This window comes from Pseudomonas sp. NFPP24 (assembly GCF_900112095.1).
Taxonomy (GTDB): domain Bacteria; phylum Pseudomonadota; class Gammaproteobacteria; order Pseudomonadales; family Pseudomonadaceae; genus Aquipseudomonas; species Aquipseudomonas extremorientalis.
Window position 1 is genome coordinate 1 of sequence record NZ_FOKD01000018.1, and the last position, 26,113, is coordinate 26,113.

Annotated in this window: 29 protein-coding genes and 1 pseudogene; 11 read left to right on the plus strand and 19 right to left on the minus strand. The window is 58.1% G+C overall.

Annotated elements, in window-relative coordinates; all coding sequences use genetic code 11:
* The 6 genes and pseudogenes from tnpB to BM026_RS27165 form a co-directional block, all read right to left on the minus strand.
* The coding region (tnpB, locus tag BM026_RS27140; RefSeq protein WP_256575561.1) for an IS66 family insertion sequence element accessory protein TnpB at positions 1–247 on the minus strand (247 nt) is incomplete at its 3' end.
* 84 nt (positions 248–331) lie between these two features.
* Positions 332–439, minus strand: a pseudogene (locus BM026_RS27145) (GNAT family N-acetyltransferase); the annotation flags it as partial.
* 293 nt (positions 440–732) lie between these two features.
* On the minus strand, positions 733–1,026 hold the full coding sequence (locus BM026_RS27150; RefSeq protein WP_093530728.1) for a fructose-bisphosphate aldolase: 294 nt from the start codon (positions 1,024–1,026) through the stop codon (positions 733–735).
* Positions 1,027–1,438: 412 nt separating this feature from the next.
* Positions 1,439–3,997, minus strand: a complete 2,559-nt coding sequence (locus tag BM026_RS27155; protein ID WP_093530730.1) for an AAA-like domain-containing protein — start codon at positions 3,995–3,997, stop codon at positions 1,439–1,441.
* Positions 3,994–5,526: an alpha/beta fold hydrolase gene (locus tag BM026_RS27160; protein WP_175507982.1), complete on the minus strand. Its 1,533-nt coding sequence runs from the start codon at positions 5,524–5,526 to the stop codon at positions 3,994–3,996. The genes BM026_RS27155 and BM026_RS27160 overlap by 4 nt, the downstream gene beginning before the upstream one ends.
* A gap of 417 nt (positions 5,527–5,943) precedes the next feature.
* Positions 5,944–7,359 carry a purine-cytosine permease family protein gene (locus BM026_RS27165; RefSeq protein WP_093530734.1) on the minus strand — a complete coding sequence of 472 codons (1,416 nt, stop codon included), beginning with the start codon at positions 7,357–7,359 and terminating at the stop codon, positions 5,944–5,946.
* A gap of 218 nt (positions 7,360–7,577) precedes the next feature.
* Between BM026_RS27165 and BM026_RS27170 the strand changes: the two genes are divergently transcribed.
* A complete protein-coding gene (locus tag BM026_RS27170) occupies positions 7,578–8,489 on the plus strand; it encodes a LysR family transcriptional regulator (RefSeq protein ID WP_071491725.1) in 912 nt (303 codons plus the stop codon).
* A gap of 160 nt (positions 8,490–8,649) precedes the next feature.
* Here the strand turns inward: BM026_RS27170 and BM026_RS27175 are convergent, their stop codons facing one another.
* The 5 genes from BM026_RS27175 to BM026_RS27195 all read right to left on the minus strand — a co-directional run bounded on the left by BM026_RS27175 (position 8,650) and on the right by BM026_RS27195 (position 12,755).
* A complete protein-coding gene (locus BM026_RS27175) occupies positions 8,650–8,970 on the minus strand; it encodes a hypothetical protein (protein WP_102668296.1) in 321 nt (106 codons plus the stop codon).
* 191 nt (positions 8,971–9,161) lie between these two features.
* A complete protein-coding gene (gene argE, locus BM026_RS27180; RefSeq protein ID WP_093530736.1) occupies positions 9,162–10,304 on the minus strand; it encodes an acetylornithine deacetylase in 1,143 nt (380 codons plus the stop codon).
* Positions 10,301–10,978, minus strand: a complete 678-nt coding sequence (locus BM026_RS27185) for a DUF1028 domain-containing protein (RefSeq protein WP_093530738.1) — start codon at positions 10,976–10,978, stop codon at positions 10,301–10,303. Before BM026_RS27185 ends, argE begins: the two co-directional genes overlap by 4 nt.
* 10 nt (positions 10,979–10,988) lie before the next feature.
* Positions 10,989–11,399 (minus strand): RidA family protein, encoded by a 411-nt coding sequence (locus BM026_RS27190; RefSeq protein WP_016969085.1) that lies wholly within the window; start codon positions 11,397–11,399, stop codon positions 10,989–10,991.
* A gap of 24 nt (positions 11,400–11,423) precedes the next feature.
* A complete protein-coding gene (locus BM026_RS27195) occupies positions 11,424–12,755 on the minus strand; it encodes a flavin-containing monooxygenase (RefSeq protein WP_371914425.1) in 1,332 nt (443 codons plus the stop codon).
* Between the two features lie 169 nt (positions 12,756–12,924).
* Here BM026_RS27195 and BM026_RS27200 point away from each other — a divergent pair, with 169 nt between their 5' ends.
* From BM026_RS27200 to BM026_RS27210, 3 genes are read left to right on the plus strand one after another with little or no spacing between them, the layout of a single operon-like run.
* A complete protein-coding gene (locus BM026_RS27200) occupies positions 12,925–13,425 on the plus strand; it encodes a hypothetical protein (RefSeq protein ID WP_092245344.1) in 501 nt (166 codons plus the stop codon).
* 6 nt (positions 13,426–13,431) lie between these two features.
* The gene (locus BM026_RS27205) at positions 13,432–13,983 is read left to right on the plus strand and encodes a hypothetical protein (protein WP_092245346.1); all 552 of its coding nucleotides are present in this window, start codon (positions 13,432–13,434) and stop codon (positions 13,981–13,983) included.
* Between the two features lie 5 nt (positions 13,984–13,988).
* Entirely contained in the window at positions 13,989–14,423 is a 435-nt protein-coding gene (locus BM026_RS27210; RefSeq protein WP_092245349.1) for a GNAT family N-acetyltransferase, read from the plus strand.
* On the opposite strand, the gene BM026_RS27215 is transcribed toward BM026_RS27210, so the two are convergent.
* A complete protein-coding gene (locus BM026_RS27215; protein WP_093123539.1) occupies positions 14,420–15,022 on the minus strand; it encodes a LuxR C-terminal-related transcriptional regulator in 603 nt (200 codons plus the stop codon). The two genes, BM026_RS27210 and BM026_RS27215, sit on opposite strands and share 4 nt — an antisense overlap.
* A gap of 116 nt (positions 15,023–15,138) precedes the next feature.
* Here BM026_RS27215 and BM026_RS27220 point away from each other — a divergent pair, with 116 nt between their 5' ends.
* The gene (locus tag BM026_RS27220; protein ID WP_071491719.1) at positions 15,139–16,752 is read left to right on the plus strand and encodes an ATP-binding response regulator; all 1,614 of its coding nucleotides are present in this window, start codon (positions 15,139–15,141) and stop codon (positions 16,750–16,752) included.
* Here the strand turns inward: BM026_RS27220 and BM026_RS27225 are convergent.
* On the minus strand, positions 16,742–17,077 hold the full coding sequence (locus BM026_RS27225) for a hypothetical protein (RefSeq protein WP_033896666.1): 336 nt from the start codon (positions 17,075–17,077) through the stop codon (positions 16,742–16,744). The two genes, BM026_RS27220 and BM026_RS27225, sit on opposite strands and share 11 nt — an antisense overlap.
* Before the next feature lie 175 nt (positions 17,078–17,252).
* On the opposite strand from BM026_RS27225, the gene BM026_RS27230 reads away from it, so the two are divergent.
* Positions 17,253–17,723 (plus strand): GNAT family N-acetyltransferase, encoded by a 471-nt coding sequence (locus BM026_RS27230; RefSeq protein WP_071491718.1) that lies wholly within the window; start codon positions 17,253–17,255, stop codon positions 17,721–17,723.
* A gap of 9 nt (positions 17,724–17,732) precedes the next feature.
* Here BM026_RS27230 and BM026_RS27235 read toward each other — a convergent pair whose 3' ends face one another.
* The gene (locus BM026_RS27235; RefSeq protein ID WP_093123535.1) at positions 17,733–18,221 is read right to left on the minus strand and encodes an HIT family protein; all 489 of its coding nucleotides are present in this window, start codon (positions 18,219–18,221) and stop codon (positions 17,733–17,735) included.
* Positions 18,222–18,346: 125 nt separating this feature from the next.
* On the opposite strand from BM026_RS27235, the gene BM026_RS27240 reads away from it, so the two are divergent.
* Entirely contained in the window at positions 18,347–18,676 is a 330-nt protein-coding gene (locus BM026_RS27240; RefSeq protein ID WP_092245360.1) for a DHCW motif cupin fold protein, read from the plus strand.
* A gap of 16 nt (positions 18,677–18,692) precedes the next feature.
* Here BM026_RS27240 and BM026_RS27245 read toward each other — a convergent pair whose 3' ends face one another.
* Together BM026_RS27245 and BM026_RS27250 are read right to left on the minus strand one after the other, a co-directional pair.
* On the minus strand, positions 18,693–19,175 hold the full coding sequence (locus BM026_RS27245; protein WP_093512663.1) for a copper chaperone PCu(A)C: 483 nt from the start codon (positions 19,173–19,175) through the stop codon (positions 18,693–18,695).
* Entirely contained in the window at positions 19,175–19,783 is a 609-nt protein-coding gene (locus tag BM026_RS27250; protein ID WP_034106413.1) for an SCO family protein, read from the minus strand. Before BM026_RS27250 ends, BM026_RS27245 begins: the two co-directional genes overlap by 1 nt.
* 164 nt (positions 19,784–19,947) lie before the next feature.
* Between BM026_RS27250 and BM026_RS27255 the strand changes: the two genes are divergently transcribed.
* Both BM026_RS27255 and BM026_RS27260 read left to right on the plus strand, forming a co-directional pair.
* Positions 19,948–20,331 carry a DUF2946 domain-containing protein gene (locus BM026_RS27255; protein ID WP_093512661.1) on the plus strand — a complete coding sequence of 128 codons (384 nt, stop codon included), beginning with the start codon at positions 19,948–19,950 and terminating at the stop codon, positions 20,329–20,331.
* 62 nt (positions 20,332–20,393) lie between these two features.
* Complete coding sequence (locus BM026_RS27260; protein ID WP_093512659.1) at positions 20,394–20,939, plus strand: putative natural product biosynthesis protein; 546 nt, start codon at positions 20,394–20,396, stop codon at positions 20,937–20,939.
* A 67-nt stretch (positions 20,940–21,006) separates the two neighbouring features.
* Here the strand turns inward: BM026_RS27260 and BM026_RS27265 are convergent, their stop codons facing one another.
* Positions 21,007–21,888 carry a LysR substrate-binding domain-containing protein gene (locus BM026_RS27265; RefSeq protein ID WP_093530740.1) on the minus strand — a complete coding sequence of 294 codons (882 nt, stop codon included), beginning with the start codon at positions 21,886–21,888 and terminating at the stop codon, positions 21,007–21,009.
* Positions 21,889–22,043: 155 nt separating this feature from the next.
* Between BM026_RS27265 and BM026_RS27270 the strand changes: the two genes are divergently transcribed.
* Complete coding sequence (locus BM026_RS27270; protein ID WP_093512655.1) at positions 22,044–23,066, plus strand: zinc-dependent alcohol dehydrogenase family protein; 1,023 nt, start codon at positions 22,044–22,046, stop codon at positions 23,064–23,066.
* Entirely contained in the window at positions 23,063–24,217 is a 1,155-nt protein-coding gene (locus BM026_RS27275; protein ID WP_093530742.1) for an MFS transporter, read from the plus strand. Before BM026_RS27270 ends, BM026_RS27275 begins: the two co-directional genes overlap by 4 nt.
* Here BM026_RS27275 and BM026_RS27280 read toward each other — a convergent pair whose 3' ends face one another.
* Both BM026_RS27280 and BM026_RS27285 read right to left on the minus strand, forming a co-directional pair.
* Positions 24,218–24,961: an SDR family NAD(P)-dependent oxidoreductase gene (locus BM026_RS27280; RefSeq protein WP_093123503.1), complete on the minus strand. Its 744-nt coding sequence runs from the start codon at positions 24,959–24,961 to the stop codon at positions 24,218–24,220. It abuts the gene before it with no gap.
* A gap of 151 nt (positions 24,962–25,112) precedes the next feature.
* Entirely contained in the window at positions 25,113–26,066 is a 954-nt protein-coding gene (locus BM026_RS27285) for a LysR family transcriptional regulator (protein ID WP_058423936.1), read from the minus strand.
* Between the last annotated feature and the right edge of the window lie 47 nt (positions 26,067–26,113).

Here is a 26,113-nt window from a genome sequence, read left to right on the forward strand (position 1 = left end):
CGTCGGGCGAGGTTTTGAAACGCTCGGATTCCAGGCGCTTGAGCCAAAGACAGAAGCCGTTGCGCTCCCAATAGAGGATTTTCACCCGGTTGCGGGAGCGATTCAGAAAAACGAAAAGTACCGGGTCGAAGACGGCCACCTTGATATCCAGCTCGACCAGGGCGGCCAGGCCGTCGATGGATTTTCGGAAGTCCACGGACTTGGGGTAAAGGTAAACTTTTTCGACTTTGGCGTCGGGACGCATCATGAGGTGCTGGCTCCAGAAAGAGATCGGGAGCGCAGCATCGGGCTTCAATGGGCGGCTTTGAATGTGTGGGTGATGGATCGGTTACATCTTTTCCAGGGTGGCGGCTTCGTCGCCTTCGTAGGCGCTGATCTCGATTTCAAAGCAACGGGCGGCGTCGGCGGGGAGGGCGTTGCGCAAGGTGAGGGCGGGCATGGGCGTTTCCTGAGGCGCTGAGCGAGAGGCGCATGATAGACAAACATCGACCCGAGCGACACAGATCCCCTGTGGCGAGCAGGCTTGTTGTGGCGAGCGGGCTTGCCCCGCGTTGGGCTGCGAAGCAGCCCCAAAATCGGCACAGGAGAAATACCCGGCACACCGCATTCAACCTTACTGGGACCGCTGCGCAGCCCAACGCGGGGCAAGCCCGCTCGCCACGATCACCTCAACTGCGATGTCCAAAAACCAGAAAACCCGCCAAAGCGGGTTTTCTAACTACTCAAATCACATCAACTCAGAGCTGGGGCATCAAAACCTCGCCGCTCAATCACCGTAAACACATCCGCCACATCCTGGACCATTATCCGGGCGGTATTGGCAACGGTATTGATATCGTGCTCGGCATAGTCCGACACATTGGAACAGGCCATCAGGTGCAGGTAAGCGAGGGCCGCGTTCAGACGCTCACTGGCGCATGCATGCAGCTCGCTGAGAGGAGCGTCGCTGTCTATTAGCAGGACAGGGTATTCGGTTGCGGTTTGGGACATGGGGGTGAAGCGGCGGGGCGGGTGTTGAGTCGTCATGGTGTAAATCCTCAAGTAAGAAGAATTACCACCGGCTCTGCTGCGAAACAGATTGGGTGGCAGCTGTGCGCGGGTTCGCAGACCGGACGATTTACACCAAAACCCGGCAGACCCGAAGGTCTCCCACGCACAACCGCCATAAAACATTCGGCAGCCGGGAGCCGGCTGGGGTATGTCTGACGGTGTCGGTGTGAATCGTTTTAGGGCTGCGAAACCCTGTCCCCAGTTATAGCTAGTGACGGGGCGAACTATAAAGGGCGTTTCGATAGGACGCAACCTGATTAACTAGGCATCAAACACTAAGAGACTTGAACGATCCGTAGTAGTGACTACTACGGGGTCGTTTTTGATGGTTGTCTACAAGACCGGCTTAGTGATTTTTCAATAATTAATAGGGGTCAATAATGGTTTGTTAAAGTTGTTTTATAAGTATGCATTTCTTAGATTTTATATCGTCTTCGACATGTTTGTATTTTTTAACGGTTGGCTCGGATTCACCATATTTAACAAGGACTTTTGTATTTCTGCCCAGGTCTTTGTACTTTAAGGCTTCCCATGTCTTAACAATGTTTTCAGCTTGTTTTCTGAGCGTGTGCCACACTTCGGTTGCTCGTCCCTTTCCTTCCAGATGGTCAATATTGGTTAAAAATTTATGCGCATAAGACAACGCCTCGTCAGTGGATTTTATATTATTTTCGTGGATCATTATTATAAATAGTACTAGTACGGATTGTGAAGGGTCGACTTTTAGTGCTTTTTCTTCAAATTTCCTCCAGATACGTAGGGCTTTATACGTGTCTGACGAATCACTCTGAAATAGTTTGATGATCGCGGTGTTTGCGCTCTCAATGTCTTCTATATCGACTAATTCAGCTGGGCAGTTTTCACTAAGCTCTTCAAGATATTTAAGCGCCCAAGTGTCATTCGACGAGTTATTGCCGTGAGTAGCCAGGGCTCGATATATCTTTAACTTACTTTCTATCGAAGATGCTTCGTTTAGATAAAATTCCGCGCATAGGTCTAATAGGCCGGCTGCAATTGCTGAAGCTTCATTGTCGTACGCTTCTTCGGCAAGGTTTGTTAATACCCCCGATTCGCTTGCGCTCGCCCTATAAAATTTTTCTTTTATAATGCCTAACAGATTCTTGAACTCTCCGACTCCGTTAAGTTGGTGAGTATTAAGAAGTGCCTTCGCAATTGTAGTCTTGTCGAGTTCAAGAGCGGAGTCTGTTATGCCTGATAGCTCAATTTCATTTTCGTCGATAACTTTTCTGAAGGCGATAAGGCTGGATTTTTTATCTGTTGGTGATTTTTGTTGTGAAAGCTGTGCGATTAATAAGAATGGTTTGTATTGCGTTGGTGCAAGATTTATAGCGTTCTGCAACGCGCTTATTGCATCTTCTTTCTGCTGTAATGCTTCGTAGATTGTGGATTGATGATAATATGCCGTAGATAATGCTATGTTGTCACTGTCGGTCGATGCTTCTAATAGGCTAGAAATTAGTTCTGTAGAGAGTGCTAGCGCTGATATTATATTTTTATCATTTCCGGATTTCAAATAAGCTACTAATAGGTTGAGTTTTGCATTGGTCGCTATAATGCTGTCTTCGCCACTCGAGGCTTCCAGTAGATGGGGGGTGCTTTCAATATATTCTTGGTTGGAGATTAGTGTTGTTCCCCAATGTAATTTAATTGATTGTTTGAGTTTAATGTTGTTAGAGTTTTTATAAGCTAAAGCGAATTGCTCAATTGCTTTTTCACTATCTCCATTCCACATGTAAGCGAGACCGATTTCTACTCGTACAATGTCAGTGATTGAAGCTTTCAGGCTTTCATCGCTAAGAGCTTCTTCGTAATGTTTTACGGCGCTTTCGTAATTGCCCGAAGAGTATGACTCATTACCTAAAATTAGTGGTCCTTTTTGGGCTGCGGTTATCTGCTCTATCCACCTGTCAGAGAGAGCTTCGTCAATTACTCTATTTTTTATTTTCAGCTCGCCATGTTCAATGTTTTTTGTTATGCCTGCGAGGTATAATTTGCTCTTAATTTTGTCGTCGGTAATGTCGGAGCGAGAGTATCGGATTGCAATAATCGCATTTCTTATCTGTGTGTCGGACTCCACTAATGTTCTAATGTGGTCCACGGGAGCTCTATCATATTCGCGCAGATAAAGTTTGTTTACAGTTTGGTCTACGGTTTCTGGAGTTATTAATTCTCCAGCAAGTAGTCTCTCTTCTAATTCTGAACAGATATCCCATGTTATTCTAGGATTTCCATTTGCCCAGTCGAAGACGCATTTGGTAACAGAGGGAGTGATAGATAGTCCAGATTTTTCTAAAAAAGCCTCGAATTCAGAGCTGCTGAAATCCTCAAGATATATTTTCTCTCCGATGTTAAAGGGGGAAATATTTTTGTCTCTTATCAGTTCAGCAGGCTCGGCGACCCCTGAAAGTACGTATGTTAGCCTCGAATATTCTGAATGGTTTACTCTCGAAAAGTACATGCTTCGGATTTGTGCTAAAACAACGTCTGAGTAAGTGCAGCCAACTAAGGAGTCGATTTCGTCCAAGACTATAATTACACGCTTGTCGACAGAGCGTAAAAGTGTGCGAAGATGCCGGTCAAACTCAACGTTTGGCTCGTAATTCGAAACTTCCCTTTGTTGTTCTATTTTTTCTTGTTGTTGGTCAAATGAGTCGGGATATGATTCGATGAGTGAGTCGATAACATTTCTGAACCATTTTCGCGCGCTATCAAATCTGTTAGAAAGATCTAGATATAGAACTATATCGTCACTTCTCTCGTGTTTCATGTTGATTAATAGGTTTGTTTTTCCCATTTGGCGTGCTACCAGAATATAGGCTGGTCGCCCCATGTCATTGATCACAGTCCTAAGCTGCCTGTCGGCAGCTCGTTCTACATATAGGTTGCGTGGGATTATCGTACATGGTTTTAAAGTGCGTGAGCTCATACTGCAAGATCTCTTTCCACGGAATTGATTATTTCTGAAATGGGTCGTAAGGCTCCGATTTCGTTTCGTGTTCTGCGAAAAAACATCTTAATAAATCTTGGAGAGCCACTACTTGAATAAAGTATGGATGCTATATCTTCTGGTTCTAATTTTATAGATAGTGTTTCGGTTATGATTTTGATAAGTTTCTTTGTATCGGTATTTGTCCAGGGTGCGAAATTCATAAATTGAATTTTTTCGTAAAGTTTAGGCGAGCCGGGCTTGATGTCGCTTTTAGGGTCGCGCACTGACGAGAATAATAAAACTATTCTTCCTTGGTTGCTGTATGTTTCGGCGAGAAGTGCTAGTTGGTAGCACAGATCTAAGAAATTTGAATACTCAGAGCCAGAGGGTAGTGGTATTTCCTCAATCAATATTGCTATAGTGTTGCTGGTGATAAGTCGGCCAAATACTTTTTTGAATTCGCCTAATAAATCATGTTTGCTGATGTTTTTGGGTAGTACTTCTTCGGATCCTGTTCTTTCAAGTAGTGAGTTACAGATTTCTCTCATTAAATCGAAAGCTGACAAATCTCTATAGCTGTCGAGGATTATATGTTGGAAGTTCCATTTTGAAGTTGATGCAATTCTTCTGAGTACTGCTGTCTTACCCACGCCAGGAGGGCCACTGATCCAAATGTTAGATGACTGAGCTGCTGATGAGGTTACGTTGTCTTCTTTGCGGGTAACATAATATTCTTCTATTGAGTTTGTGTATGAGTCAAATAGTACATCTTTGCAAGCGAAGCTGAGAGTTTGGCTTGGATTCGCTACAGGTACTATTTTTGAAAAATTTTGAAGAATAAATGTTTTTAGATGTTTGAAGCGCAAGTCATCTAAGTTGATAGGTTTTGTTATGTCAATATGGCCGTGCCCTATAATTGTCTGGAAATTGGAGGCGCCGATATAGGGTAAGGAACTTTCTGGGGGGACGATTGCATCAATTCCACCGACGATACTTAGAACTTTAAGTTCTTGCTCAATTTTTAGAATTATCCAATCTTTGTTCATTCCTGTCAGGAAGTCATTTTTTACTCTGAGTTGTTGGAGGTGGATATGGCGCCAGGATAATATAGATGCGAGTGCCCAGCTAGAGCCAGAAAGTGGGGAGGCATATAGCACAAGGCCGCATATTTTATGTTTTTTATTGGCTTTTGTTGATTCTAAAATGTAATGTCGAGCTATAAGTCCACCTAGGCTATGGGCGACAAGGATTATTTTTTTCTTCTCGCTATAGTGTCCATCTATGTATGACTTTAGTCCGTTAGATATCTCTTGTATGCTCGGCATTTTTTTGCCGAACGGTGGTCGTATCATAGTTGTGGGGTATGTGTAGCAATCATATGCGAAATTATCTAGTTCTCGACACTGAAAGAAAATCTGAAACATCGTATCCCAGGTTCCACTTGAACCGGATAGACCGTGGATGAATATAATGATTTCATCACTTTCGTTTTCTCTTTTGGGGGGTGTCACACTTCTCGCTGCCACACTTGAACTCCTTGTGCAATAGCAGGATGTTTTAACTAATAATTTTATTTTTCTAGCGAATTTTTCACTAGGTCTGAAACGTGAACGTTGCCAATGATGGCGATTTGTCATTCATCTGTCTAGACCTGAGGCTATTCAGCGTCCGATTTTGCATCTTGACGGAGGGGCATGATTTAGGTGTGCCCTATGAAGCCTTTTTGGTCGTTTCTGCCATTTGATTGATCGGCCGTGTTTGGCTGAAAACAGTCCAATTTGCGACAGTGTGGGACACGCCTCGATGTTTAGTTTCGAGGTAGGTCGCAGCCTAGCGCGGTGCTAGCTCGCTCATTGCAAAAAAAGATACTTACCCATTCCCTGAAATCAAAAAACCCGCCAAGGCGGGTTCTCAAATCGATCAAGTTATAGACGGCGGTTTTGTCAAACCCCACCCACCAACTTCCCTCCGTCCATCCGGCGCTTATACGCACTGTCTCGACTCGCCAACCAGAAGTACAACGGCGACGTCACCACCAACCCCACCACCCAGGACAGGTCCGCCCCGTTGATGTGCGCCGAAATCGGCCCCACATACAGCGGCGTGTTCATGAACGGAATCTGCACCACGATTCCCACTGCGTAGGCCAGCAGTGCCTGTGGGTTGTATCGCCCATAGATCCCGCCATCCACGCGGAAGATCGAGGCAATGTCGTACTGGCCTTTGTGGATCGCGTAGAAGTCGATCAGGTTGATCGCTGTCCACGGCACCAACACCACCAGCAGCACCAGCACCATGTCGACGAAGTGGCCGATGAAGTCCTTGGAGGCAAACACCGCCGCAATCGCACAGGCCCCCAGCACCAGGATCGAGATCACCGCGCGGCTTTTGGCGGTGGGAATCCAGCGGTACGCAAAGGTCTGCACCAGGGTGATGATCGACAGCACCGCACCATACAAGTTGAGCGCGTTGTGGCTGATCACGCTGAGCAGAAACAGCACCAGCATCAACGGGCCGATGGCACCGGTGGCGAGTTTGACGGCGTCCATGGTGTCCATGCCGACCGGGGTGGCGAGTACGGCGACGGCGCCGAAGATGAACGACAGGCTGGAGCCCAGGGCCGAGCCGAGGTAGGTGGTCCAGAACGTCGACGCTACGGGCACGTCGGCCGGCAGGTAGCGCGAGTAGTCGGAGACGTAGGGCGCAAATGCGATTTGCCACAGCGCCGCCAGGGACACCGTTGCCAGCCAACCGGCGATGTTGAATTCACCGCGGGTCAGGAAGTCGGTGGTCTGTACATGGGTGAAGATGTAGCCGAACCCCAGCACGATCCCGGTGCCCAGCACCCAGGTGCCGATGCGGTTGAGCACGTGGATGAAGCGGTAACCGATGATGCCGATGATGCCGGAGCCGATGGCGCCGATCACGATGCCCACCGGCACGGGCACGGCGTCGACCACGCCGTGCAGGGACTTGCCCGCCAGCACGATGTTGGAGGCGAAGAAGCCGACGTACATGACGCCGGCAATCACCACCACCAGCAGGGCACCGAGTGAGCCGAACTGGGCACGGCTCTGGATCATTTGCGGGATGCCCATCTGCGGGCCCTGGGCCGAGTGCAACGCCATCAACACGCCGCCGACCAGGTGGCCGACGAGGATCGCGACGATGCCCCAGAGCAGGTTGAGGTGGAACAGTTGCACTCCCAGCGCCCCCGTGACGATCGGCAACGGTGCGATGTTGCCGCCGAACCACAGGGTGAACAGGTCTCTGACCTTTCCATGGCGGTCTTCCGGGGGCACGTATCCAATCGTGTGTTTTTCGATAAGCGGGGCGGAGGATGTTGCAGTGGTAACCATGACGAGCTCCAAGGCAAGGTGAGTACGTTGACGTACTTCGCTGTGCGCCACCTGCGCGGCGCTTTGTTGTTGGCGTGATCATCTGCAATGGGCGCGGGGAGGTAAATTAGTAAGTTTGTTGCTATAGACCTTAAAAAATATAGCTCGCGTCTTGTCGCGCTCCGGTATGTTGCCTACACCTGATTGACGGGCGAAGCCCCACGTTTCTGGAGGTCCCGATGGCTGCCTATAACCTGCGCCAGCTCAGATATTTCGTCACCACGGCCGAGTGCGGCAGCGTCGCCGAGGCGTCGCGCAAGCTGTATATCGCGCAGCCGTCGGTGTCCACGGCGATCAAGCAGCTGGAAGACAGCTTTGGCGTGCAATTGTTTATCCGTCATCACGCCCAGGGCGTGTCGCTGACGCCCAGCGGCGCACGCTTCTATCGCAAGGCGCTGGAGCTGTTGCGGGTGGCCCACGAGTTCGAGCAGAACGCCCTGGCGGACAATGACGTGGTGGCCGGGCAGATCGATATCGGCTGCTTTGAAACCGTGGCGCCGCTGTACCTGCCGCGTCTGATAGCCGGTTTCAAGGCGCGCTGGCCGGGGGTGGAAATCCGTATCCGCGATGGCGAACAACAGGAGCTGGTGCAGGCGCTGACGGCGGGCAGTATCGACGTGGCCATGCTGTTCGAGCACGACCTGGGCGCGACTATCGAAACCACCCCGTTGATGCCGCCGCAGCAGCCCTATGCGCTGTTGCCAGCCGATCATCGCTTTGCGCAACAGGCCAGGGTGTCGCTGGCAGACCTGGTGCTGGAGCCGATGATCCTGCTGGACGTGCTGCCCAGCCGCACCTACTTCGTGAGCATTTTCGAAGAGCGCGGGCTGACGCCGAATATCGTGTTCAGCTCGCCGTCGATCGAGATGGTGAGGGGCATGGTGGGGCGGGGGTTCGGGTTTTCGATTCTGGTGACCAAGCCGTTCACCGAATACACCTACGATGGGCAGAAGGTGGTGTGCGTGCCGTTGGCCGAGACCGTCACCGGTTCCGGCCTGTCGGCAGTCTGGCTGCGCCGCGCACCGCTGACCAAGCCGGTGCAGCTATTTGTCGACTACTGCCGCGAAGAACTTGCCCGCTTGCTCGGCTGACATGATCGTTCTCACGCAGAACGTGGGAAAGAGGGTTGAATGTTTTACATCGTGAATGCTCGCAGGGTACTGGGTGTCTCCTGACCGGACTGCTACTCACAGATGTATCAAATTCGTCCTGAGGATGCGTTTCTTTGCGGCACCAGGGAACAATCAATCTTTATTCTGATGGGGCGTAATTCCTGATGCCGGCCTCATCAAGCTTTTGTTGGAACTCTCGATGGAAATCACTGATTCTCATCTGTAAGGCAAGGCTGAAGCTACCGTCACGTGAGTCAGGTTTGAAACTGAAATGAAGTGTGTTGTACATACCAAACCCGCCACCAAAATCATTGAGATCATAGATGTCAGATTGTTGTTTGACACCGATGTCTTTTGACCTGGCGAGTTCATCGAAGATCTTTTTCGCGCTTTGGTAGTCATGCAGTTGTAGCGTGAAGCGCATCCCGGTTTCGTGCAGCATGTTGTAAGGAGTGCGCACGTGCGACGCCTGATGTGCTCCTTGAAGTGACGAAGGAGTGGAAGATGAATGGATACTTGGCATAATCGGACCTATGAGCTGATGGCGACAATAGGTGGCGACTCAACAGGCTTGGTTCCTGATCATTGGATAAAGCCCCGTTTCAAGTGTTTCATCCTTATTCAGAGGCGGGATACTTCAGCTCGGACGTGCTACAGCAATGTTGCCAGCATCCGCTGCAACATCCGATCACAGCCGTCGAGCTGTTCCACACCCACGAACTCATCCGGCTTATGCCCCTGGTCCATGCTGCCCGGCCCGCACACCACCGTGGGAATGCCCACCGCATCAAACAAACCACCCTCGGTGCCAAACGCCACTGTGCCGAATTCCCGTGAACCGGAAAACGCGGCAATCAATTGCGCCGCCTGGCTGCGCTCATCGGTCGCCAACCCGGGGTAGGCCGACAACTCGGTAAACCGGATTACACTCTGCGCGCTCACCGACTGCATACGCGGCAGCACCTGCTGCTCGGCGTAAGCCTTCAATTCGTCAGCCACCTCAGCCGGGTCCTGCGACGGCAACGCGCGCACCTCAAAATCAAACCGACAATCCGCCGGTACGATGTTCAGTGCTTTGCCGCCACTGATCACCCCGGTCTGCACCGTGCTGAACGGCGGGTCAAACCGCGCGTCCTGGGTATCGCGCAGGCGCTGGCCAATTCGCCCCAGCTCACCGATCAACTCGGCGGCATGTTCAATCGCATTCACCCCATACGGCGCATAGGCGGAGTGACACGCCTCGCCATGCACATCGCAACGCATCGCCAACTTGCCCTTGTGCCCGAGCACCGGCTTGAGTTCGGTGGGTTCGCCGATGATGCACAGCATGGGTTTGACCGGGCGTTGCTCCAGCACCGCGAGCAACGAACGCACACCCAGGCAGCCGACTTCTTCGTCATAGGACAGGGCGATGTGCACCGGCACCCGCAGCGGCGCCGCGACCAATGCCGGCACCAGCGCCAGCACGCAGGCGATATAGCCCTTCATGTCGGCGGTGCCACGGCCAAACAGCTTGCCATCGCGTTCGGTCAGCTCGAACGGCGGCACTGTCCAGGGCTGGCCGTCCACCGGCACTACATCGGTATGCCCCGACAGCACAATGCCGGGCAACTCCACCGGGCCAACGCTGGCAAACAGGTTGGCCTTGCTGCGTTCCGGGTTGTAGACCAACTCGCAGGCCACTCCGAAACCCGCCAGGTAGTCGCGCACGAATTCGATCAGTTGCAGGTTGGATTCACGGCTGGTGGTGTCGAATGCAACCAGCGTCTGCAGCAGTTCGCGGCTGGTATTCATCGGTCATCTCCGGCCACGCCGTAACCGGGGGAGCGGTCCGGGGCGAGGGCGCGGTCGATGTAGTCCTGCACCTGCGGACGGTAGGCGTCCCAGAGTGTTTGCAGTGCAACGATCGGCTGTTCATCGACCCAATCCACCCGCAGGTTGATGATCGGCCAGGTCAATTCGCCCACCACCACCAGCGCGGCCGAATGCACCGGGCCGGCTTCGCCACCGGCGGCAATCGCGGCGTGCATGGCCGCCAGCAGTCGGTCGGCCAATTGGCCTTCGCCCTGCTCGAAAGCGCTGACCATTGCCTCGATCACCGCACGGTCGGCCAGCATGTTGCCCGCCGCCACGCACTGCTCGCCCGATACCGCGTTGTGCGTGCCGAGGGTTTCACTGCCGCTGAAATGCACGCTGCGTCCCAGGTGATCAATCGCCGTCAGTTGCCGGTACTGGCTGTAGCCGTTGCGAGTCAGCGCTTTGTCGAGGGCGTCGGCAGGGGCCAGGCCTTGCTCCAGCAGGTCCAGCACGTCCGGGCCCAACGCCGGCAAGGTGATGTTCTGGGTCGACACCGCGCCCACTCCGGGTCGCAACCAAGGGCAGCGGGCGCCCACGGCAATGCTCGAGGAACTGATGGCAATGCCCAGTTGGCCGGTTTCGGCGCACCGACCGACGATTGAAAAGGTCATGTGTGGCTCCTTACTCGGGAATAACGGCGATCACATCGATTTCCATCAGCCACTGTGGCTGGCCGAGGGCCGACACCACCAGCCCGGTGGAGATCGGGAACACACCCTTGAGCCACTTGCCGACTTCCTGGTACACCGGCTCGCGGTAGCGCGGGTCGATCAGGTAGGTGGTGGTCTTGACGATGTGGCTGAGGTCGCTGCCGGCTTCTTCCAGCAGTTGCTTGACGTTTTTCATCGCTTGCTCGGCCTGGGCGCGTGGGTCGCCAAGGCCGATCAGGTTACCCTCGAAATCGGTGCCGACCTGGCCGCGCACATACACGGTATTGCCGGCGCGCACGGCCTGGCACAGGTCGTTGTCCAGGCTCTGGTTGGGGTAGGTTTCTTTAGTGTTGAACATGCGGATTCGGGTGTGAGTGGGCATCGAGAAAACTCCGGCAATGAAGGCTCAGGCGTTGACAGGGGATGGGCGAGCCAGCGGGGCGGCTTCGCGGTATTCAAGGTATTGACGCTGGATGGCGATGTGGTCGGCGACGTATTTGGCGTCGTGCCACACGCCCCAGATGAACGACGACCCCCGGCGCGACTGCCACGGCAACCCGAGGAAGTAGACCCCGGCCTCGCTGGACACGCCGCGCTGGTGCCGGGGCTTGCCGGCCTCGTCGAAGGCTGCGACTTTCAGCCAGCTGTAGTCCACGGCAAAACCGGTGGCCCAGATAATCGAGGTGACGCCGGCCCTGGCCAGGTCCAGTTCCAGAATCGGGTTCTTGATGCAGTCCGCATCTGGGAAGGCGCGACGGGCTTCGGGCTCCAGGGGCAAGTCCAGGCCGTTGCGTTCGATGTAGGCATCGGCGGCATCCAGCAGGGCCAGGTAGTTTTCATCGCCGCGTGCCAGGTTTTCCACCAGGTTCGGCTGGAACGTGGCGACGCTGCCCTTGAACGCCTGGGTCAGGCCCACCAGGGTCATGCCTTGCTGGGCCAGCTCGCGGAAGTCGATGGTCTTGCCGCCGTGCGCGCCGCTGACCGCAATGGTCACGTGCTCGCGGCCGGGCTTCATCGCCGCCTGGTCCCACTCACCCAGCACCCCCAGCCACCAGCAGAAATCGCGGTTGCGATAGGCGCGGGGCGGGCGGTCGTGGGCGCCGACGGAGAGGTACACCTGGCGCCCGGAACGCTGTAATTCATCGGCAATCTGCACGCCGGATGAGCCGGCGCCCACCACCAGCACGGCGCCGGTCGGCAGTTGCGCGGGGTTGCGATACTCGGCGGAGTGGATCTGGTGCAGGGCCGTATCTTTCGGCGCAATCGCCGGGATCACCGGTTTCTGGAATGGTCCGGTCGCGGCCACCACCCGGTTGGCTTCGATCACACCTTCACTGGTGTGCACGGTGAAGCCGGGGCGGCCGACATTGCGTACCACGGACAGCACCTCGACGCCGGTACGAATCGGCGCGTTGAACTTGCGGGCGTAGGCTTCAAAGTAATCGGCCACGCGTTCCTTCGGCGCAAAGCCGTCCGGGGCGACGGTGTCGAATGCGAGGCCGGGAAAGCGGTCATGCCACGCCGGCCCGTTGGCCACCAGCGAATCCCAGCGCCCGGTGCGCCAGCGCTCGGCGATGCGGCTGCGCTCCAGCACCAGGTGGGGCACGCCTTGCTTGCTCAGATGCTCGCTCATGGCCACGCCAGCCTGGCCGGCGCCCACCACCAGCGTGTCTGTTTTTGTTATTGCTTCAGTCATGTCTCTGTCCTTGCGTAATGCCGTTGGATTCAGCGTTGGCATGACTTCAAGGCTAGGGGGAGGGCGGTTATTAATAAAATATTATTAAGCTGGGAAGTGAGCATAAATATCGGATGCAAGAGTGATTGCTCAGGTCAAATGCATGCCGTTACTTAATGACGGTTACCGGCGCAATGCCAACTGGGGTAGGCTTAACCCAAGGAGAACTGTCATGACCGATTTGAAACGTTTTATCAGCGAGCAGCAGGCAAAAAAACAGTCGCAGGAGCGACATGTCGATTGGGCTCAACGCAAAGCGCGATGGCTGGATGAGCTTGAGCAGCTTTTCGTTCGGATCCGCCTGGCATTGGTCGAAGCCGGGCTTGATGAGTCGGCGTTCACGCCCACCACCCATGCTCTCCAGGAAGAAACCCTTGGCTCATATCAGGTCTGTGGGCTGCGTGTTGAAATGCCGACCGGCGTGGTGCAGTTCACGCCAGTAGCCAGCGTGATCATTGGTGGGTTTGGCCGGGTAGATGTGATTGAGGCGGGGCGTGGCGAGCGGGTCAAGTTGATTGCTCAGCAACCTGACGAGTCACCTGTCGACGACACTCGGCCCCCCTACGATCGAGAGTGGGTGTGGCGGGTCTATCCGGGTGTTGGTGCCCGAGGCGGGTTCGACTTCGACGACAAGGGTCTGGTACGCCTGTTTGAATTGATGGTTGGAGAATGAGTGCTGATGACAGAACGATTTCCCACTATTGATGAAGCCCGGAACTGGTACGTCGTCAGCTTGGACGGCCTGCGACATCTCAAGCGTGTAGTGGATGGGGCCAAACCGCAGCATGTCTCGGAAGAAACGCTGGATCAAATCATGTTCATGACCCAGGAAGAGTGGAAAGCCTTCATTCGCCGTCGGGAAGATGAGCATGAAGCGTTTGCATCATTGGCGTTACTGGCAGCCTGTGAAGGTGGGATTCGCAGGGACTGTGCATGGCGGGGCGCAGACAGTAACAGCGGGAACGTCCATCATCGCAGGTTTCAACGTTTGAATAGCGGCGCAGGTCATATTTCCTTAAGAAGTATCATCGATGCCTGGCAGGGGGCGCTTGGGCGCGATAGCTATTTCAAAAACTATCTGGCCGAACTGCGAGGGCTATACGTTGATCGCAATGCGTTGGCACATGGCCGTGCATCCTTGCAGCAATTCAATTTCGCCTTGATCTATGAGCGCCTGAGTCGGGTCAGATCGAAATGGCGACAAGTTGCCTCGGACTTCAAAGGTTTCTAACCACTATGCCCAGCATCCGTTTCATGACCCCAGCCGACTACGACGCCATCCTCGCCTTGATGCAAGGCACCCCCGGCATCTCCCTGCGCGACGCCGACTCCCGTGAGGCCACCGAGCGCTACCTGGCGCGCAATCCCGAGATGAGTTTTGTCGCCGAAGCCGATGGCCGATTGATCGCGTGCGTGATGTGCGGCCACGACGGGCGTCGCGGTTACCTGCAACACCTGCTGGTAGTGCCGGACTATCGCCGCCAAGGCATCGCCCAGATGCTGACGCAGCGCTGCCTAGGCGCGCTGGAGCAGTTGAGCATCTACAAATGCCACCTCGACGTGTTCAAGAGCAACACCAGCGCCGCCCAGTATTGGCAAGGCCAGGGCTGGACACTGCGCACCGATATCGACCGCTATTCGTTTACCCGCACAGGCGACGAAAACGCCTAGAACTCCCCGGAATACTTGACCGCAGCTGCCGCCCGCGAGGGCACATCCAGCGCGCGCAACAGCGACGACACATGGATACGCACGGTAAACGGCGAGATATCCAGGGCCTTGGCGATTTCCTTGTTGGTCTTGCCCTGGGCGATCAGACGCAGCACGTCTTGCTGGCGGGCGGTGAGGGTATGGGTGTCCAGTGGCAGCAGGCCAGAGGGCGCGAACTTGACCAGTACTTCGCCTTCGCGGATCGCCAGCAGCGCCTGGCCGATCTCTTCGGGGGCAATGTTCTTACCGATGAACCCGTCCGTGCCCAGGGCCATGACTTGGTCGATCAGCGCCGGGTCGTCCACCATCGATACCACGATCAGCGTGGTGCGCCGCAATTGCTGGCGCAGTTCGACCAGTTGGCTCATGCAGGTCAGGCCGGGGAAGCGCAGGTCGAGGATCAGCGTGTCGATCTCGCCGCCGTCGCGGATCAGCGCGAGCACACCGTCGAGGTCGCCGGCTTCCTGCACCAGGGCGTCCGGCAGCAGGCGCTGCACGGTGCGCACCATACCTTCGCGGAACATCGGGTGGTCATCGGCGATGATGATACGGCCGGTCATGGGGGTGCTCCTCCCTGGGGCAAGGTTGTGCCGTTGCATGCTACCTTACCACCGTGCCCAGGGCCTGCCTGCGGTGCGTTAAGGAATTGATGACTGCCGCACAAGGACGTAAACCCATGAGTCTTGAGACTAACTCCGAACTCGACCAGGCCAACCTGCGCATCGTGGTCGCCAGCATTGCAATCGTCTACATCGGTGCATTGGGCTTCCTGCCGGGACAGTCGGTGGACACCTACCTGCCGGTGATCCTGTATATCTTCCTGTTCCTGCTGGCCTCCATTGCCTTGCGCCAAGTCATCGTGCGCTGGCCGGGGCATTACCCGGCGCGGCGCATCTTCGGCATGATCCACGACTACACCGGCACCTCGTTCGGCATGGTGGTGGGCGGTGAAGCGGCGTTGCCGTTGTATGCGGTGATGGTATGGGTCAACCTGGGCAACGGCATGCGCTACGGCTCGCGCTACCTGGCGATCGCCACGGCGCTGGCCTTGCTGGCGCTGCTGATCGTGTATCGGCTGACGCCGGTGTGGCAGGCGCAACCCTTCATGGTGCTGATGTTGATGATCACCAGCACGGTGATCCCGGTGTACGCGCATATCCTGCTGGAGCGCACGCGCAAGGCCTCCGAGCAGGCCATTGCCGCCAACCTGGAAAAATCCCGTTTCCTTGCCCAGGCCAGCCATGACTTGCGTCAACCCATCCATTCCATCGGCCTGTTCACCGCTTGCCTGCGCGAAGCCCGGCTGGGTGATGAAGAGCGGCGCCTGGTCGACAACATCGACCGTTCGCTGCTCAACGTATCGCAATTGTTCCGCTCGATTCTCGATCTCTACACCCTCGACAACGGCCGCGTGTTGCCCAAGTACCAGGCGGTGCACCTGGGCGAGTTCCTGGCCGACCTGGTGCGCCAGAACGCCGAGGCCGCGCGTTGGGCCGGGGTGGAGCTGCGCCTGCGGCCCTGCACGCATTGGGTGCTGGTCGACCCTGCGCTGCTGGCGACCATGGTGCAGAACGTGCTGTCCAACTGCTTCAAATACGGCGCGCAACGGCCTGTGCTGATCGGCGTGCGCGTTCGCGACGGCGGCTTGGCGGTGGAGATTCATGACCGGGGCCGGGGGATTGCCGAGGAGCATCTATCAAAGGTCTTCGAGGAGTTTTATCGAGTGCGCCACCTGCGTGACAAGGACGTCGAAGGCGTCGGCCTTGGACTGTCCATCGTCAAGCGCCTGGGGCAGTTGATGGGAGTGCAGGTAGGCCTGCGCTCACGGGTGGGCCATGGTACTTCTGTAAGCCTGTATGGTTTGACCCTGGCCTCTGCGCCACGTGCCACGGCACCGCGCGACGACACGCGCCAGGCCGGGCTGCTGACCGGGTTGAAGGTGTGCCTGGTAGAAGATGACCACAACGTGCTGCTCGCCACCCAGGCCCTGCTGGAGCGCTGGGGTTGCGAGGTACAGGCGGAGTCTTCGGGGCGTGCTCTGGTCAGTGACTGCGACATCATCGTCGCCGACTACGACCTGGGCAACCACGCTACTGGTATCGAATGCATCGATGCCCTGCGCGAGCAACGCGGCTGGGCCGTCCCTGCGCTGATCCTCACCGGGCATGACGTGGAGAGAATCCAGGCCGCCTTGCACGACCGCCGGATCGCCATTCTCTCCAAGCCGGTGCGTCCCGCCGAACTGCGCGGGACCTTGCGCGACCTGAGCCAGCAGACGGTTACTGGGTGAAGCCCTGCAGTGGGTTGCCGCGTGCACCTTTGGGTTGGCAGTAGGCCGCAGGCTTCATCATGCCAAAGCTGGCCACGGCGAACATACCGCCGCTGGCACCGCTGGGCACTGAGCAGTTGTACTCGCCGGAGGCGGCACTGGCGACGTAGTAGGTGGTCATCGAGTCGCTGCGCACATTGGAAATACGCTTGACCGGTTCGCCCAGGTTGGTCTCCGACAGCGTCTTGAGGTGATCTTCGGTAGGTTTGATGTTGCTGCAGCCGGCGACGCCGATGATCAGGGCGCCCAGCAGGGTGAGGCGGGTAACGGAGGATTGCAGTTTCATGGTGCTTCTTCCTTGGGGTTGTTATGGTTTTTCCAGCGCACAACGCGCCCACGCGCAAGAAATGCACGGTGCCGGAGGAGCGCTGGAAGTGCCGGGGAATATAGCGCCGCAGGGGGGAGGGGTCGATTAGCACAAGTGTGCTAATGGCACGATGATTTCATGGAAGGAGCGTGAAATGCTGGAGATAAAACGGGCTACCCCAGAACACGCCCAGGTGGCGTTCGACATCCGCTTGCAGGCCATTCGCGGCCAATGCATCGGCGCTTACACGCGCGAGCAAATGCTGCTGTGGACGCGGGGCAAGGCCGAGGATGGTTACAGTGCGCTGATGGATAAACCGTTTTACCTGGGGTGGCTGAACGGTAGGGCGGTCGTCACTGGAATGCTTGATCTGGACAACAATGAAGTCGGCGCACTGTTCGTATTGCCCGAGTGCACCGGGCGCGGATATGGCAAGGCGATGCTCGATCACCTTGAGACGGTTGCGCGGGAGATGGCGGTTAAGACCGTGGTGCTGGATGCGACGTTGAATGCGGCGAGCTTTTACCGGGCGTGTGGCTATGCGGGGGATGAACAGGCGGTTTATTACTCGCCGTCGGGGCTGACGTTGGCGTGTATCCCGATGACAAAACAACTGATCCCCTGAGACCACTCGTCATTGACCCGCAAACGCTACGCGCAGCCTCTCAATGACTTGATGCACCGTGTCTCCCTGGACCTGCGGTGGCGTGAGGCGTTCTCCAAACTCACGCCATACAAACAGCGTCAACTCAGCCCCATCGGTCGATGTTTGCGCCAGTTCCTGTGTTCCAAAACCCTGCAGCACCCGATAACGCTCATCACGCCAAAACGCCGCCTCTACCCAGTCATACACGGGGATGAAATGAAAGTGCAGCGGGAAGCCCGGCATGTGCCCATACCGGCTGATGTACAGCCATTTCGGCTCCAGCTGCGCCTCCATTACCCGCTGGACCTTCGCGAGCAACCCGCCCAACTCGGCCAGCGCCGGTTCCGGCATGTCAGCCAGGGAGTGGATCGGCGCCTTGGCCGCCAGCATCAGGTAGCCGGGCAACGCAGATGCCAGATGATGGTTGAGCCGCCAGTGTTCGGTTTCGTGAAGGATGTAGGCAGGGTCGATCTGCATAGGCGTGTCCGTGAGCTCTTTGCGGGCAGGATACCCGTATCTCATAAAACGGGTCGATCTGTGTCTACCGTCCACCGTGTCTTGTGAATAGCCTCAAGTCACATCAATCAACGCGAGCGCTCGCCATGGATCTCACTGCTGTTCCTTTTGGCACCACCGACTGGTCCACGGTCGAACCGGTGATTCACCCAGGCATCACTGGCAATGCCCTGTGGCGCACCTGCCATTTCGGCACAACACGTGTGCGGATGGTCGAATACACGCCTGGCTACCTGGCGGACCATTGGTGCTGGCGGGGGCATGTGCTGTTATGCCTGGAAGGCGAGTTGCACACGGAACTGGAAGACGGCCGTCAGTTTACGCTGACGGCCGGGATGAGTTACCAGGTGGGCAATGACATGGAAGGGCATCGATCTTCGACGAGTGCCGGGGCAAGGCTATTTATCGTGGATTGAGGCGGGTGCGCACGTCTCAATGCATCTTGCCATGGTCCATCTTGCTATGGTCCATCCCATCCAGGCCACGCACCGGCGCCTTCACTTCAATCGCCTGCTTTTCGCCCTTGGCGTTCTGCACCGTCAGGGTCAGCGGCACCTGGTCGCCTTCCTTGATCTGGCCGGTCAGGCCCATCAGCATCACGTGGTAACCGTCGGGGTCGAGGGTCACGGCCTTGCCGGCCGGCAGGGCTACCGAGTTCACCGGGCCCATGCGCATCACGTCGTCCTTCATGCTCATTTCATGGATCTGCACGTCCTTGGCCACCGGCGAGGCCACGCTCAGCAACTTGCTGTCGCTGTCGGCGGTGACGGTCATGAACGCGCCGCTGGACGGTTGGCCCGGCACAGTGGCACGTACCCAGGCGTCGGTGACTTGTACCTGGGCGCTGGCGTGAGCGGCCAGGCCCAGCAGGGTCATGCCGATAAGGGTGCGCTTGAGGTGTTGAACGGCAGTCATTAGCAGACCTCCATGACGGTGAGCAGGTCTTCTGCGCACTCTTTAGCGGTAAGGGATGCCTGCAGGCCCAGGCGCAGGTTGCCACGGGTGTCGAACACGAAACTGGTGGCGGTGTGGGACAGGGTGTAGGTGTCGCCGGCGGGGATCTTTTCATAGAAGATCCCGAACTCCTTGGCGGCCACGGCGATTTCTTCCGGGGTGCCGTACAGCGCTTCGAAACTGGGGTCGAAGGCCTTGACGTACTTGTCGAGAATCTCGGGCGTGTCGCGTTCCGGGTCCAGGGTGATGAACACCACCTGCATGATTTCGCCGTCGCGGCCCATCAGCTTCTTGGCCTGGGCGGCGCGCGCCAGGGTGGTCGGGCACACGGCCGGGCACTGGGTGAAACCGAAGAACACCACCGGCATCAGGCCACGGTACGAGCTGAGGGTGACGGTCTCGCCGTCGGTGTTCTTGAGCTTGAAGGTGCGGCCCATGATCTTGTCGCTCAAGTCCTTGCCGTACTTGAAGTTCAGCTTGGGGCTGTAGTCACAGCCGCCCAGCAGGCTGCCCAGGCCCAACAGGCCCATACCGGTCAGCACCTTGCGGCGGGTGAATAACGTACTCATCAACTGTGCATCCTGTGAAGCGCCTGCATTGCTCTGGATCAATACGTCAGGCTTTGAGGGCGCCCAGTCTACCAACCCTGGGAAGCGCACGTAATCTGCGACGTTCTGCCACAGGGGCATGTCGCGCTTCATCCTTTTGCGGCGCGGGTGGTAGAGTCGCCGCCATGAAATCGAGCCACCCCGACCGTTCGCTGATCGCCTGGGCCCTGTACTTCTGCGTGCTCATGAACCTGTTCGTCTGCGGTTTGGGGCATGGGCAGATGACGGGGCAGGCGCTCAATGGCATCGGTGGGGCGTTCTGTTCGGTGAGCGGCAACCAGGCGCCACTTTCCGACAAAGGGTTGGGTAGCCCATCTTCCAGCAACATCTCGAACTACTTTGCCTGCCCGGTCTGCAACGCACTGACCGTTGCGCTGGTGTTTCTGGTCGGCCTGGCCTGGCTGCTGGGCATGGGACACCCCCCGCGTCCGGCCCATGAACGGCGCAACAAGGCGCCGCCACGATATTCCTGGCCGTCGGCCAACCCCCGCGCTTCCCCTGCATTCTGACGTTTGCCTTGGGCCTCCTGAAACCGGGAGGCGTCCCATCGTCATGACTGTGAGTGCGTTTCATGAACCACCTGTTGCCCACAGGCGCCAACCGCCTGGTCAGCAAGGCGTCCCGCCGCCTGCACGCGGAGCCGGCGCCGCCTGAATACCCCAGCAATTCCCGCAGTTTCGTGCACTTGGATGCTCGCCTGCTGCCGTATTGGCACACCCTGTTCGATATCTGCCCGGCGCTGCTCAAGCTGGACCCGCCCGAGGGCCTGAACCTGTTTCGCAGCTTCATGACCTGGGCCTATCGCCACCGGCCGCCGCTGGATTGGACCTACCACGTGAACGTCTGCCGCTGGCTGCTGGGCTCGGAGTATCGGGCGCAGATCGATGACGAACCCATCGAGGCGTTCATGGCGGCGGCTGCCGCGCGTTGGGTGCAGACGGATAAAAGCCAGGCCAGGGGTGTGGTCCTGGCCTGGCAGGGCGCAACGCTGTTTGATTGGAAGGGCTCGCCGTACGCGATGGTTGAACGCCAGGCATTGCCCCCTGCGCAAACGGACTTCGCCTGGTGCCCGTTGAACAGCCGGGGTGAATTCAGTCGATGGTTGCCGGTGCCCTGAGGTGTTGGCGGATCCACGTGACAACGTCCGTCATCCTCAGGCGCGGCAGCACTTCGACAGTACTTGATCAGGGAAACAGGCGTTCCTTGAGAAAGTCGATAAACACCCGCAACTTCGGCGACGGGTGCCGGCTCGACGGCCACATCATGCGGAAGCTGCCGTGCTCGGTGCAGTCAGGCAGCACCTGCAGCAATTGCCCGCTGTCGAGGGCCTCGCGGATGGCGAAGTCCGGCAGGTAGGCGATACCAATGCCGTGCAGTGCAAAACATACCCGGGCCTCGAGGTTGTTGCAGATCATCGCTGCCGGCAGGTGCTGGTCGAGTTCGACGCCTTGTGCGTGCAACGGCCAACGCTGCAACTTGCCGGTATTCGGGAAGCGGAACAGGATACAACTGTGCTGGGCCAGGTCGCTGGAGCGCTGCGGTGTGCCGTGACGCTCGAGGTAGGCGGGGGCCGCCACGACGATCATCCGATAATCCCCCACCAGCCGTGAACTCAAGCGCGAGTCCGGCGCCTCGCCGCTGCGCAACACCGCGTCGTAGCCTTCCTCAACCACATCCACGCGGCGGTCGGTGAAGCTCAGGTCCAGCTCGACGTCGGGGTAGGCCTGCTTGAAGTCGGCCAGCACCGGCAAAAACGGATGGCCCACCAACGGCAGGCTGACCTTGAGGCGACCACGGGGCGCCTGGCTGACTTGGGACAACTCCGCCTCGGCTTCCTCGATTTCCCGCAGGATGCGCCGGCTGCGCTGCAAAAACAGCTCGCCCTCGGCAGTCAGCGTCACGCTGCGCGTACTGCGGTGGAACAGTCGCACACCCAGGCGCTCCTCCAGGCGCGCAACGCTCTTGCCGACCGCCGACGCCGTCACCCCCAACACCCGCCCGGCGGCGACAAAGCTGTGAGTGTGTGCGACCTGCACAAAGGCATTCAGGGTCGTGAGGTTGTCCATCTGATGCACCGATTGCCGACGGGAATTGCCCGATACCCTAACGCAATTGCCAGCATTGCGGAATGAAAGCTCCGCAGACCCAGGAATCGCCCCCTACTTAATCCCGTGGAGCGAGGTTCTTATCCTTGCGCAAAACCCTCACGAGAGACCTGAACATGACTGACTTGATGCAACGCTGGGAAATCCCGACCTTTGGCCTGCATACCTTGCGCCTGGCCCGTGTGCCGCGACCGCTGGCCAAGGCCGGGGAGGTGCTGGTGCGCGTCGCGGCGGTGTCGCTCAACTACCGTGACGCCGAGGTAGCGGAAAACGGCATGGGCGCCAGCCTGCAATTCCCTTTCACCCCGGCGTCCGACATGGCGGGCACGGTGGTGGCAGTGGGGGAGGGTGTGAGCCGGTTCAAGGTGGGCGATAAGGTGCTGTCGAGTTTCTTCGCCGGCTGGGTCGACGGCAGGCCGTTGTCCTGGGCCGACGCGCCACCGCAAGGCGGCCCGATCCCCGGCATGCTTGCCGAGTACGTGGCCACCCCCGCCGAATGGTGCGTGCTCGCGCCGCGCTCGTTGAACGCCACCCAGGCCAGCACTTTGCCGGTGGCGGCATTGACGGCCTGGATGGCGCTGATCGAACTCGGTCACTTGCATGCCGGCCAGACTGTGGTGGTGCAGGGCACCGGTGGCGTCTCGCTGTTTGCCGTGCAACTGGCGGCGGCCCATGGCGCCCGTGTGATCATCACCAGCAGCAGCGATGAAAAAATCGCCCGTGCCGTCGAACTGGGCGCCACCCATGGCATCCACCGTGGCCGGGTGCCGGACTGGCACCACGCCGTGCTGGAACTGACCGGCGGACGCGGCGCCGAGCACGTGCTGGAAATGGCCGGTGGCGACAACCTGGCGCGTTCACTGCAAGCGGTGAGCAACGGTGGGCGTGTCTCAGTGATCGGCCTGCTCGAGAGCGACCAGTTGAGCGCGTCGCTGATGAGCCTGCTGGCCAAGCGCGCCGCCATCGTCGGTGTAGCGGTGGGGCCACGGCGTGCCCTTGAAGACCTGGTTCGCATGGTGGAGCGACACAGCCTCGAACCGGTGATCGACCACACCTACCGCTTTGCCGAAGCGCCCCGGGCCTTCGCCCATTTGCAGCGCGGCGCCTTCGGTAAAGTCGTGATCGAGGTCGGCCCGTGATCTACATCATCCTGGGGTTGTTCGGCCTGTATACCCTGGAGTTTGGTGTGGTCGGCATCCTGCCGATGATCGTCGAGCGGTTTGCGATCAGCGTATCCCAGGCCGGGTGGTTGATGGGTTTGTTTGCGCTGATAGTGGCGGTGTTGGGGCCGTTCCTGGTGCTGCTGGCCTCGCGGGTAGTGCGCAAGAAAATCCTGGTGGGTGCCTTGGTGGCGTTCTCGATCAGCAGTGTGTTGTCGGCGTTTGCGCCGAACTTCGAGACACTGATGGCGCTGCGCGTGGTGCCGGCCATGCTCCACCCGGTATTTTTTGCCGCCGCGTTTTCCACGGCGGTGTCGCTGTACCCCCGCGAACGAGCGGCCCATGCCACAGCGCTGGCGGTGGTGGGCACCACGCTTGGGCTGGTGTTGGGCGTGCCTCTGACCACGTGGGTGGGGGCGAGTCTTTCCTATGAGGCCTCGTTCTATTTTTGCGCCGTGGCAACGGCAGTGGCGGCGTTGGGCTTGTGGCTCAAACTGCCCGATCACCCGCGTTCGGCACCCCTGAGCTTCGGCAAGCAACTGGCGGTGCTGCGCAGCCTCTCGGTGTGGTTGGCGATCCTCGCTACCGTGTTGGTGTTTACCACGATGTTTTCGGTGTACAGCTACGCCGCCGAATACCTCAAGACCCAGGTCGGTATGGATGGCCGGACTATCAGCGTCATGCTGGTGATCTTCGGCATCGGCGGCGTCGTCGGTAACCTATGGGTGGGGCGCGCGCTCAGCCGGCATTTGGTTGTGACGGCCGTGCTGTATCCGGTGGTACTGGCGGCGGCATACCTGGTGTTGTATGCCTTTGGCAGCCTGTCGTGGGCGTCGATGAGTGTGATCGTGTTGCTCTGGGGCGCGGCGCATACCTGCGGCCTGGTAGTCACGCAAGTCTGGCTCACGTCTTCGGCACCCGAGGCGCATGAGTTCGCCACCAGCCTGTATGTGTCATCGGCGAATGCCGGGGTGGTGATCGGGTCATCGGTGGGCGGGCTGTTCATCAATGCCTTCGGCACCAGCGGGGTGATTGGCTGCGGGCTGATCTTTGCCGGGTTGTCGCTGTTGGTGATCGGCTGGAAGGCCCTGGCATTTGGAGGGACCAAGACCGTGCCTGTACTGGCCTGATCAGCGCAAGGTATAACCGCCGTCCACCACCCAATCCTGGCCGAACACGCTGCGTGCGCCCTGGCCCAGCTGGAACAGGATCACATCGGCCACGGCGCCCGGCTCCAGGAACTGCCCGTTGAGCAGGCGGGCGTTGACGGTCTTCGCCACCGAGCCCAAGGCTTCGTCATTGAGCCCCAGGGTGCTCCAGATCGGCGTGGCGGTGGGGCCGGGAGATACCATGTTCAGGCGGATGCCGTGGGGCGCCAGCTCCACCGCAAGGGTGCGCACCTGGGCGCGCAGGGCGGCTTTGGACGCAATGTAGGCGGCCAGGCCGGGAAAGGTCACTTGCTCCAGGAACGTGCCGATGAACACCACCGATGCCTGCGCCGCCAACTGCCCGCGCAGGCTGCCCAAGGTGTTCAACGCGCCGGCCCCATTGACCGCCCACTGCCGGTCGAAGGCGGCCAGGTCCAGGCCATCGGCCAGTTGGGCAATGCCCGCATTCGGCACCAGCAAATCCACTGGCCCCATCGGTGCCGCCACCTGCGCCAGGCGCGCAAGGTCGGCTGCCTCGGTCACATCCCCGGCCAGCCACCTGAGCTGCTCGCCAAACTGCTCGGCCAACACGCCAAGCCCGCCCAGTTGGCGCGACATCGCGACCACCTTCGCGCCGCGTTCGAGCAAACGTTGGGTCACGGCCAGGCCGATGCCTGAACTGGCACCGGTGACGACGGCGAGGCGCTGGTTAAATTCATTGCTCATGGTGATCTCTCTGTGGGTTTCGACGATTTGTCCTGCCCATTTCCGAGTCAGAAATCATGCCAATGAATAACGTTATGAAAATCAGTCGGTTGCGATTTTTGTTGTCGTTATGACTCTGGCGTCCTGTAGTCGCTATGACCCGATGTAGTCGTTATGACTCAACAGCGCTGAGCAACGGGCGGGTCTTCAGCACAGCCTTATGGTCGGCGAGCACCTCCGGCAGGGAGCTGCGCAGGTACTCCACCCAGGTTTTGATTTTTGCGTCCAGGTAATGCCGGGAAGGGTAGATGGCGTACAGGCTCAGCTCCTCCAGGCGGTACTCGGGCAGTACGCGCACCAGGCTGCCGCTGCGCAGCCCCTTGATCGCCGCATGCACGGGCAGGATGCCGACGCCCATGTCATTGCTGATGGCGGTTTTCATCGCGTCAACCGAATCCACCAGGAAGGGCGAGTGGCTGATGATCACGTTTTCCTTGCCATTGGGGCCGTCGAAGGTCCAGTCCTCGAGAGGGATCACCGGGCTGACCAGGCGCAGGCAAGCGTGGTCGAGCAGGTCCTTGGGAACCTGTGCGATGCCGTGGCTTTTTACGTAGGACGGTGATGCGCAAACGATGCTGTAGGTGCTGCCGAGCTTCTGCGACACATGGCTGGAGTCAGGCAGGTCGATGGCCAGCACGATCGATACGTCGAAGCCTTCGTGCACCAGGTCCGGCGTACGGTTGCTCATGCTCAGGTTGAAGGTCACATCCGGGTAGTGCTGGCGATAACGAGCGATGGCGTCCACCACGTAATGCTGGCCGATACCGGTCATCGAATGCACCTTGAGCTGGCCGATGGGGCGGGTATGGGCGTCGCCGGCTTCTACCTCCGCTTCTGCGATCGAATGCAGGATCTGCTCGCATCGCACCAGGTAGCGTTGGCCCGATTCGGTGAGGGCGATGCGGCGTGTGGTGCGATTGAACAGGCGCGTGCGCAGGTGGGCTTCCAGGTTGGAAATGGAGCGGGATACATGGGTGGTGTTGGTGTTCAGCCGCGCCGCCGCGCCGGTAAAACTGCCGGCTTCGGCGACGCAACGGAAGATGCGCATGTTCTGCAGAATGTCCATCGATGGCTACCAGGGATAACGGATTTTTCCAGTGTGGCATGAAGTCG

Bases quoted from the DNA above. Each gene is read 5' to 3' on its own strand.
- BM026_RS27150 (WP_093530728.1), bottom strand. From the start codon at position 1,026: ATGACGACTCAACACCCGCCCCGCCGCTTCACCCCCATGTCCCAAACC.
- BM026_RS27155 (WP_093530730.1), bottom strand. From the start codon at position 3,997: ATGAGCTCACGCACTTTAAAACCATGTACGATAATCCCACGCAACCTA.
- BM026_RS27165 (WP_093530734.1), bottom strand. From the start codon at position 7,359: ATGGTTACCACTGCAACATCCTCCGCCCCGCTTATCGAAAAACACACG.
- BM026_RS27170 (WP_071491725.1), top strand. From the start codon at position 7,578: ATGGCTGCCTATAACCTGCGCCAGCTCAGATATTTCGTCACCACGGCC.
- argE (WP_093530736.1), bottom strand. From the start codon at position 10,304: ATGAATACCAGCCGCGAACTGCTGCAGACGCTGGTTGCATTCGACACC.
- BM026_RS27185 (WP_093530738.1), bottom strand. From the start codon at position 10,978: ATGACCTTTTCAATCGTCGGTCGGTGCGCCGAAACCGGCCAACTGGGC.
- BM026_RS27190 (WP_016969085.1), bottom strand. From the start codon at position 11,399: ATGCCCACTCACACCCGAATCCGCATGTTCAACACTAAAGAAACCTAC.
- BM026_RS27195 (WP_371914425.1), bottom strand. From the start codon at position 12,755: ATGCCAACGCTGAATCCAACGGCATTACGCAAGGACAGAGACATGACT.
- BM026_RS27200 (WP_092245344.1), top strand. From the start codon at position 12,925: ATGACCGATTTGAAACGTTTTATCAGCGAGCAGCAGGCAAAAAAACAG.
- BM026_RS27205 (WP_092245346.1), top strand. From the start codon at position 13,432: ATGACAGAACGATTTCCCACTATTGATGAAGCCCGGAACTGGTACGTC.
- BM026_RS27210 (WP_092245349.1), top strand. From the start codon at position 13,989: ATGCCCAGCATCCGTTTCATGACCCCAGCCGACTACGACGCCATCCTC.
- BM026_RS27215 (WP_093123539.1), bottom strand. From the start codon at position 15,022: ATGACCGGCCGTATCATCATCGCCGATGACCACCCGATGTTCCGCGAA.
- BM026_RS27220 (WP_071491719.1), top strand. From the start codon at position 15,139: ATGAGTCTTGAGACTAACTCCGAACTCGACCAGGCCAACCTGCGCATC.
- BM026_RS27225 (WP_033896666.1), bottom strand. From the start codon at position 17,077: ATGAAACTGCAATCCTCCGTTACCCGCCTCACCCTGCTGGGCGCCCTG.
- BM026_RS27230 (WP_071491718.1), top strand. From the start codon at position 17,253: ATGCTGGAGATAAAACGGGCTACCCCAGAACACGCCCAGGTGGCGTTC.
- BM026_RS27235 (WP_093123535.1), bottom strand. From the start codon at position 18,221: ATGCAGATCGACCCTGCCTACATCCTTCACGAAACCGAACACTGGCGG.
- BM026_RS27240 (WP_092245360.1), top strand. From the start codon at position 18,347: ATGGATCTCACTGCTGTTCCTTTTGGCACCACCGACTGGTCCACGGTC.
- BM026_RS27245 (WP_093512663.1), bottom strand. From the start codon at position 19,175: ATGACTGCCGTTCAACACCTCAAGCGCACCCTTATCGGCATGACCCTG.
- BM026_RS27250 (WP_034106413.1), bottom strand. From the start codon at position 19,783: ATGAGTACGTTATTCACCCGCCGCAAGGTGCTGACCGGTATGGGCCTG.
- BM026_RS27255 (WP_093512661.1), top strand. From the start codon at position 19,948: ATGAAATCGAGCCACCCCGACCGTTCGCTGATCGCCTGGGCCCTGTAC.
- BM026_RS27260 (WP_093512659.1), top strand. From the start codon at position 20,394: ATGAACCACCTGTTGCCCACAGGCGCCAACCGCCTGGTCAGCAAGGCG.
- BM026_RS27265 (WP_093530740.1), bottom strand. From the start codon at position 21,888: ATGGACAACCTCACGACCCTGAATGCCTTTGTGCAGGTCGCACACACT.
- BM026_RS27270 (WP_093512655.1), top strand. From the start codon at position 22,044: ATGACTGACTTGATGCAACGCTGGGAAATCCCGACCTTTGGCCTGCAT.
- BM026_RS27280 (WP_093123503.1), bottom strand. From the start codon at position 24,961: ATGAGCAATGAATTTAACCAGCGCCTCGCCGTCGTCACCGGTGCCAGT.
- BM026_RS27285 (WP_058423936.1), bottom strand. From the start codon at position 26,066: ATGGACATTCTGCAGAACATGCGCATCTTCCGTTGCGTCGCCGAAGCC.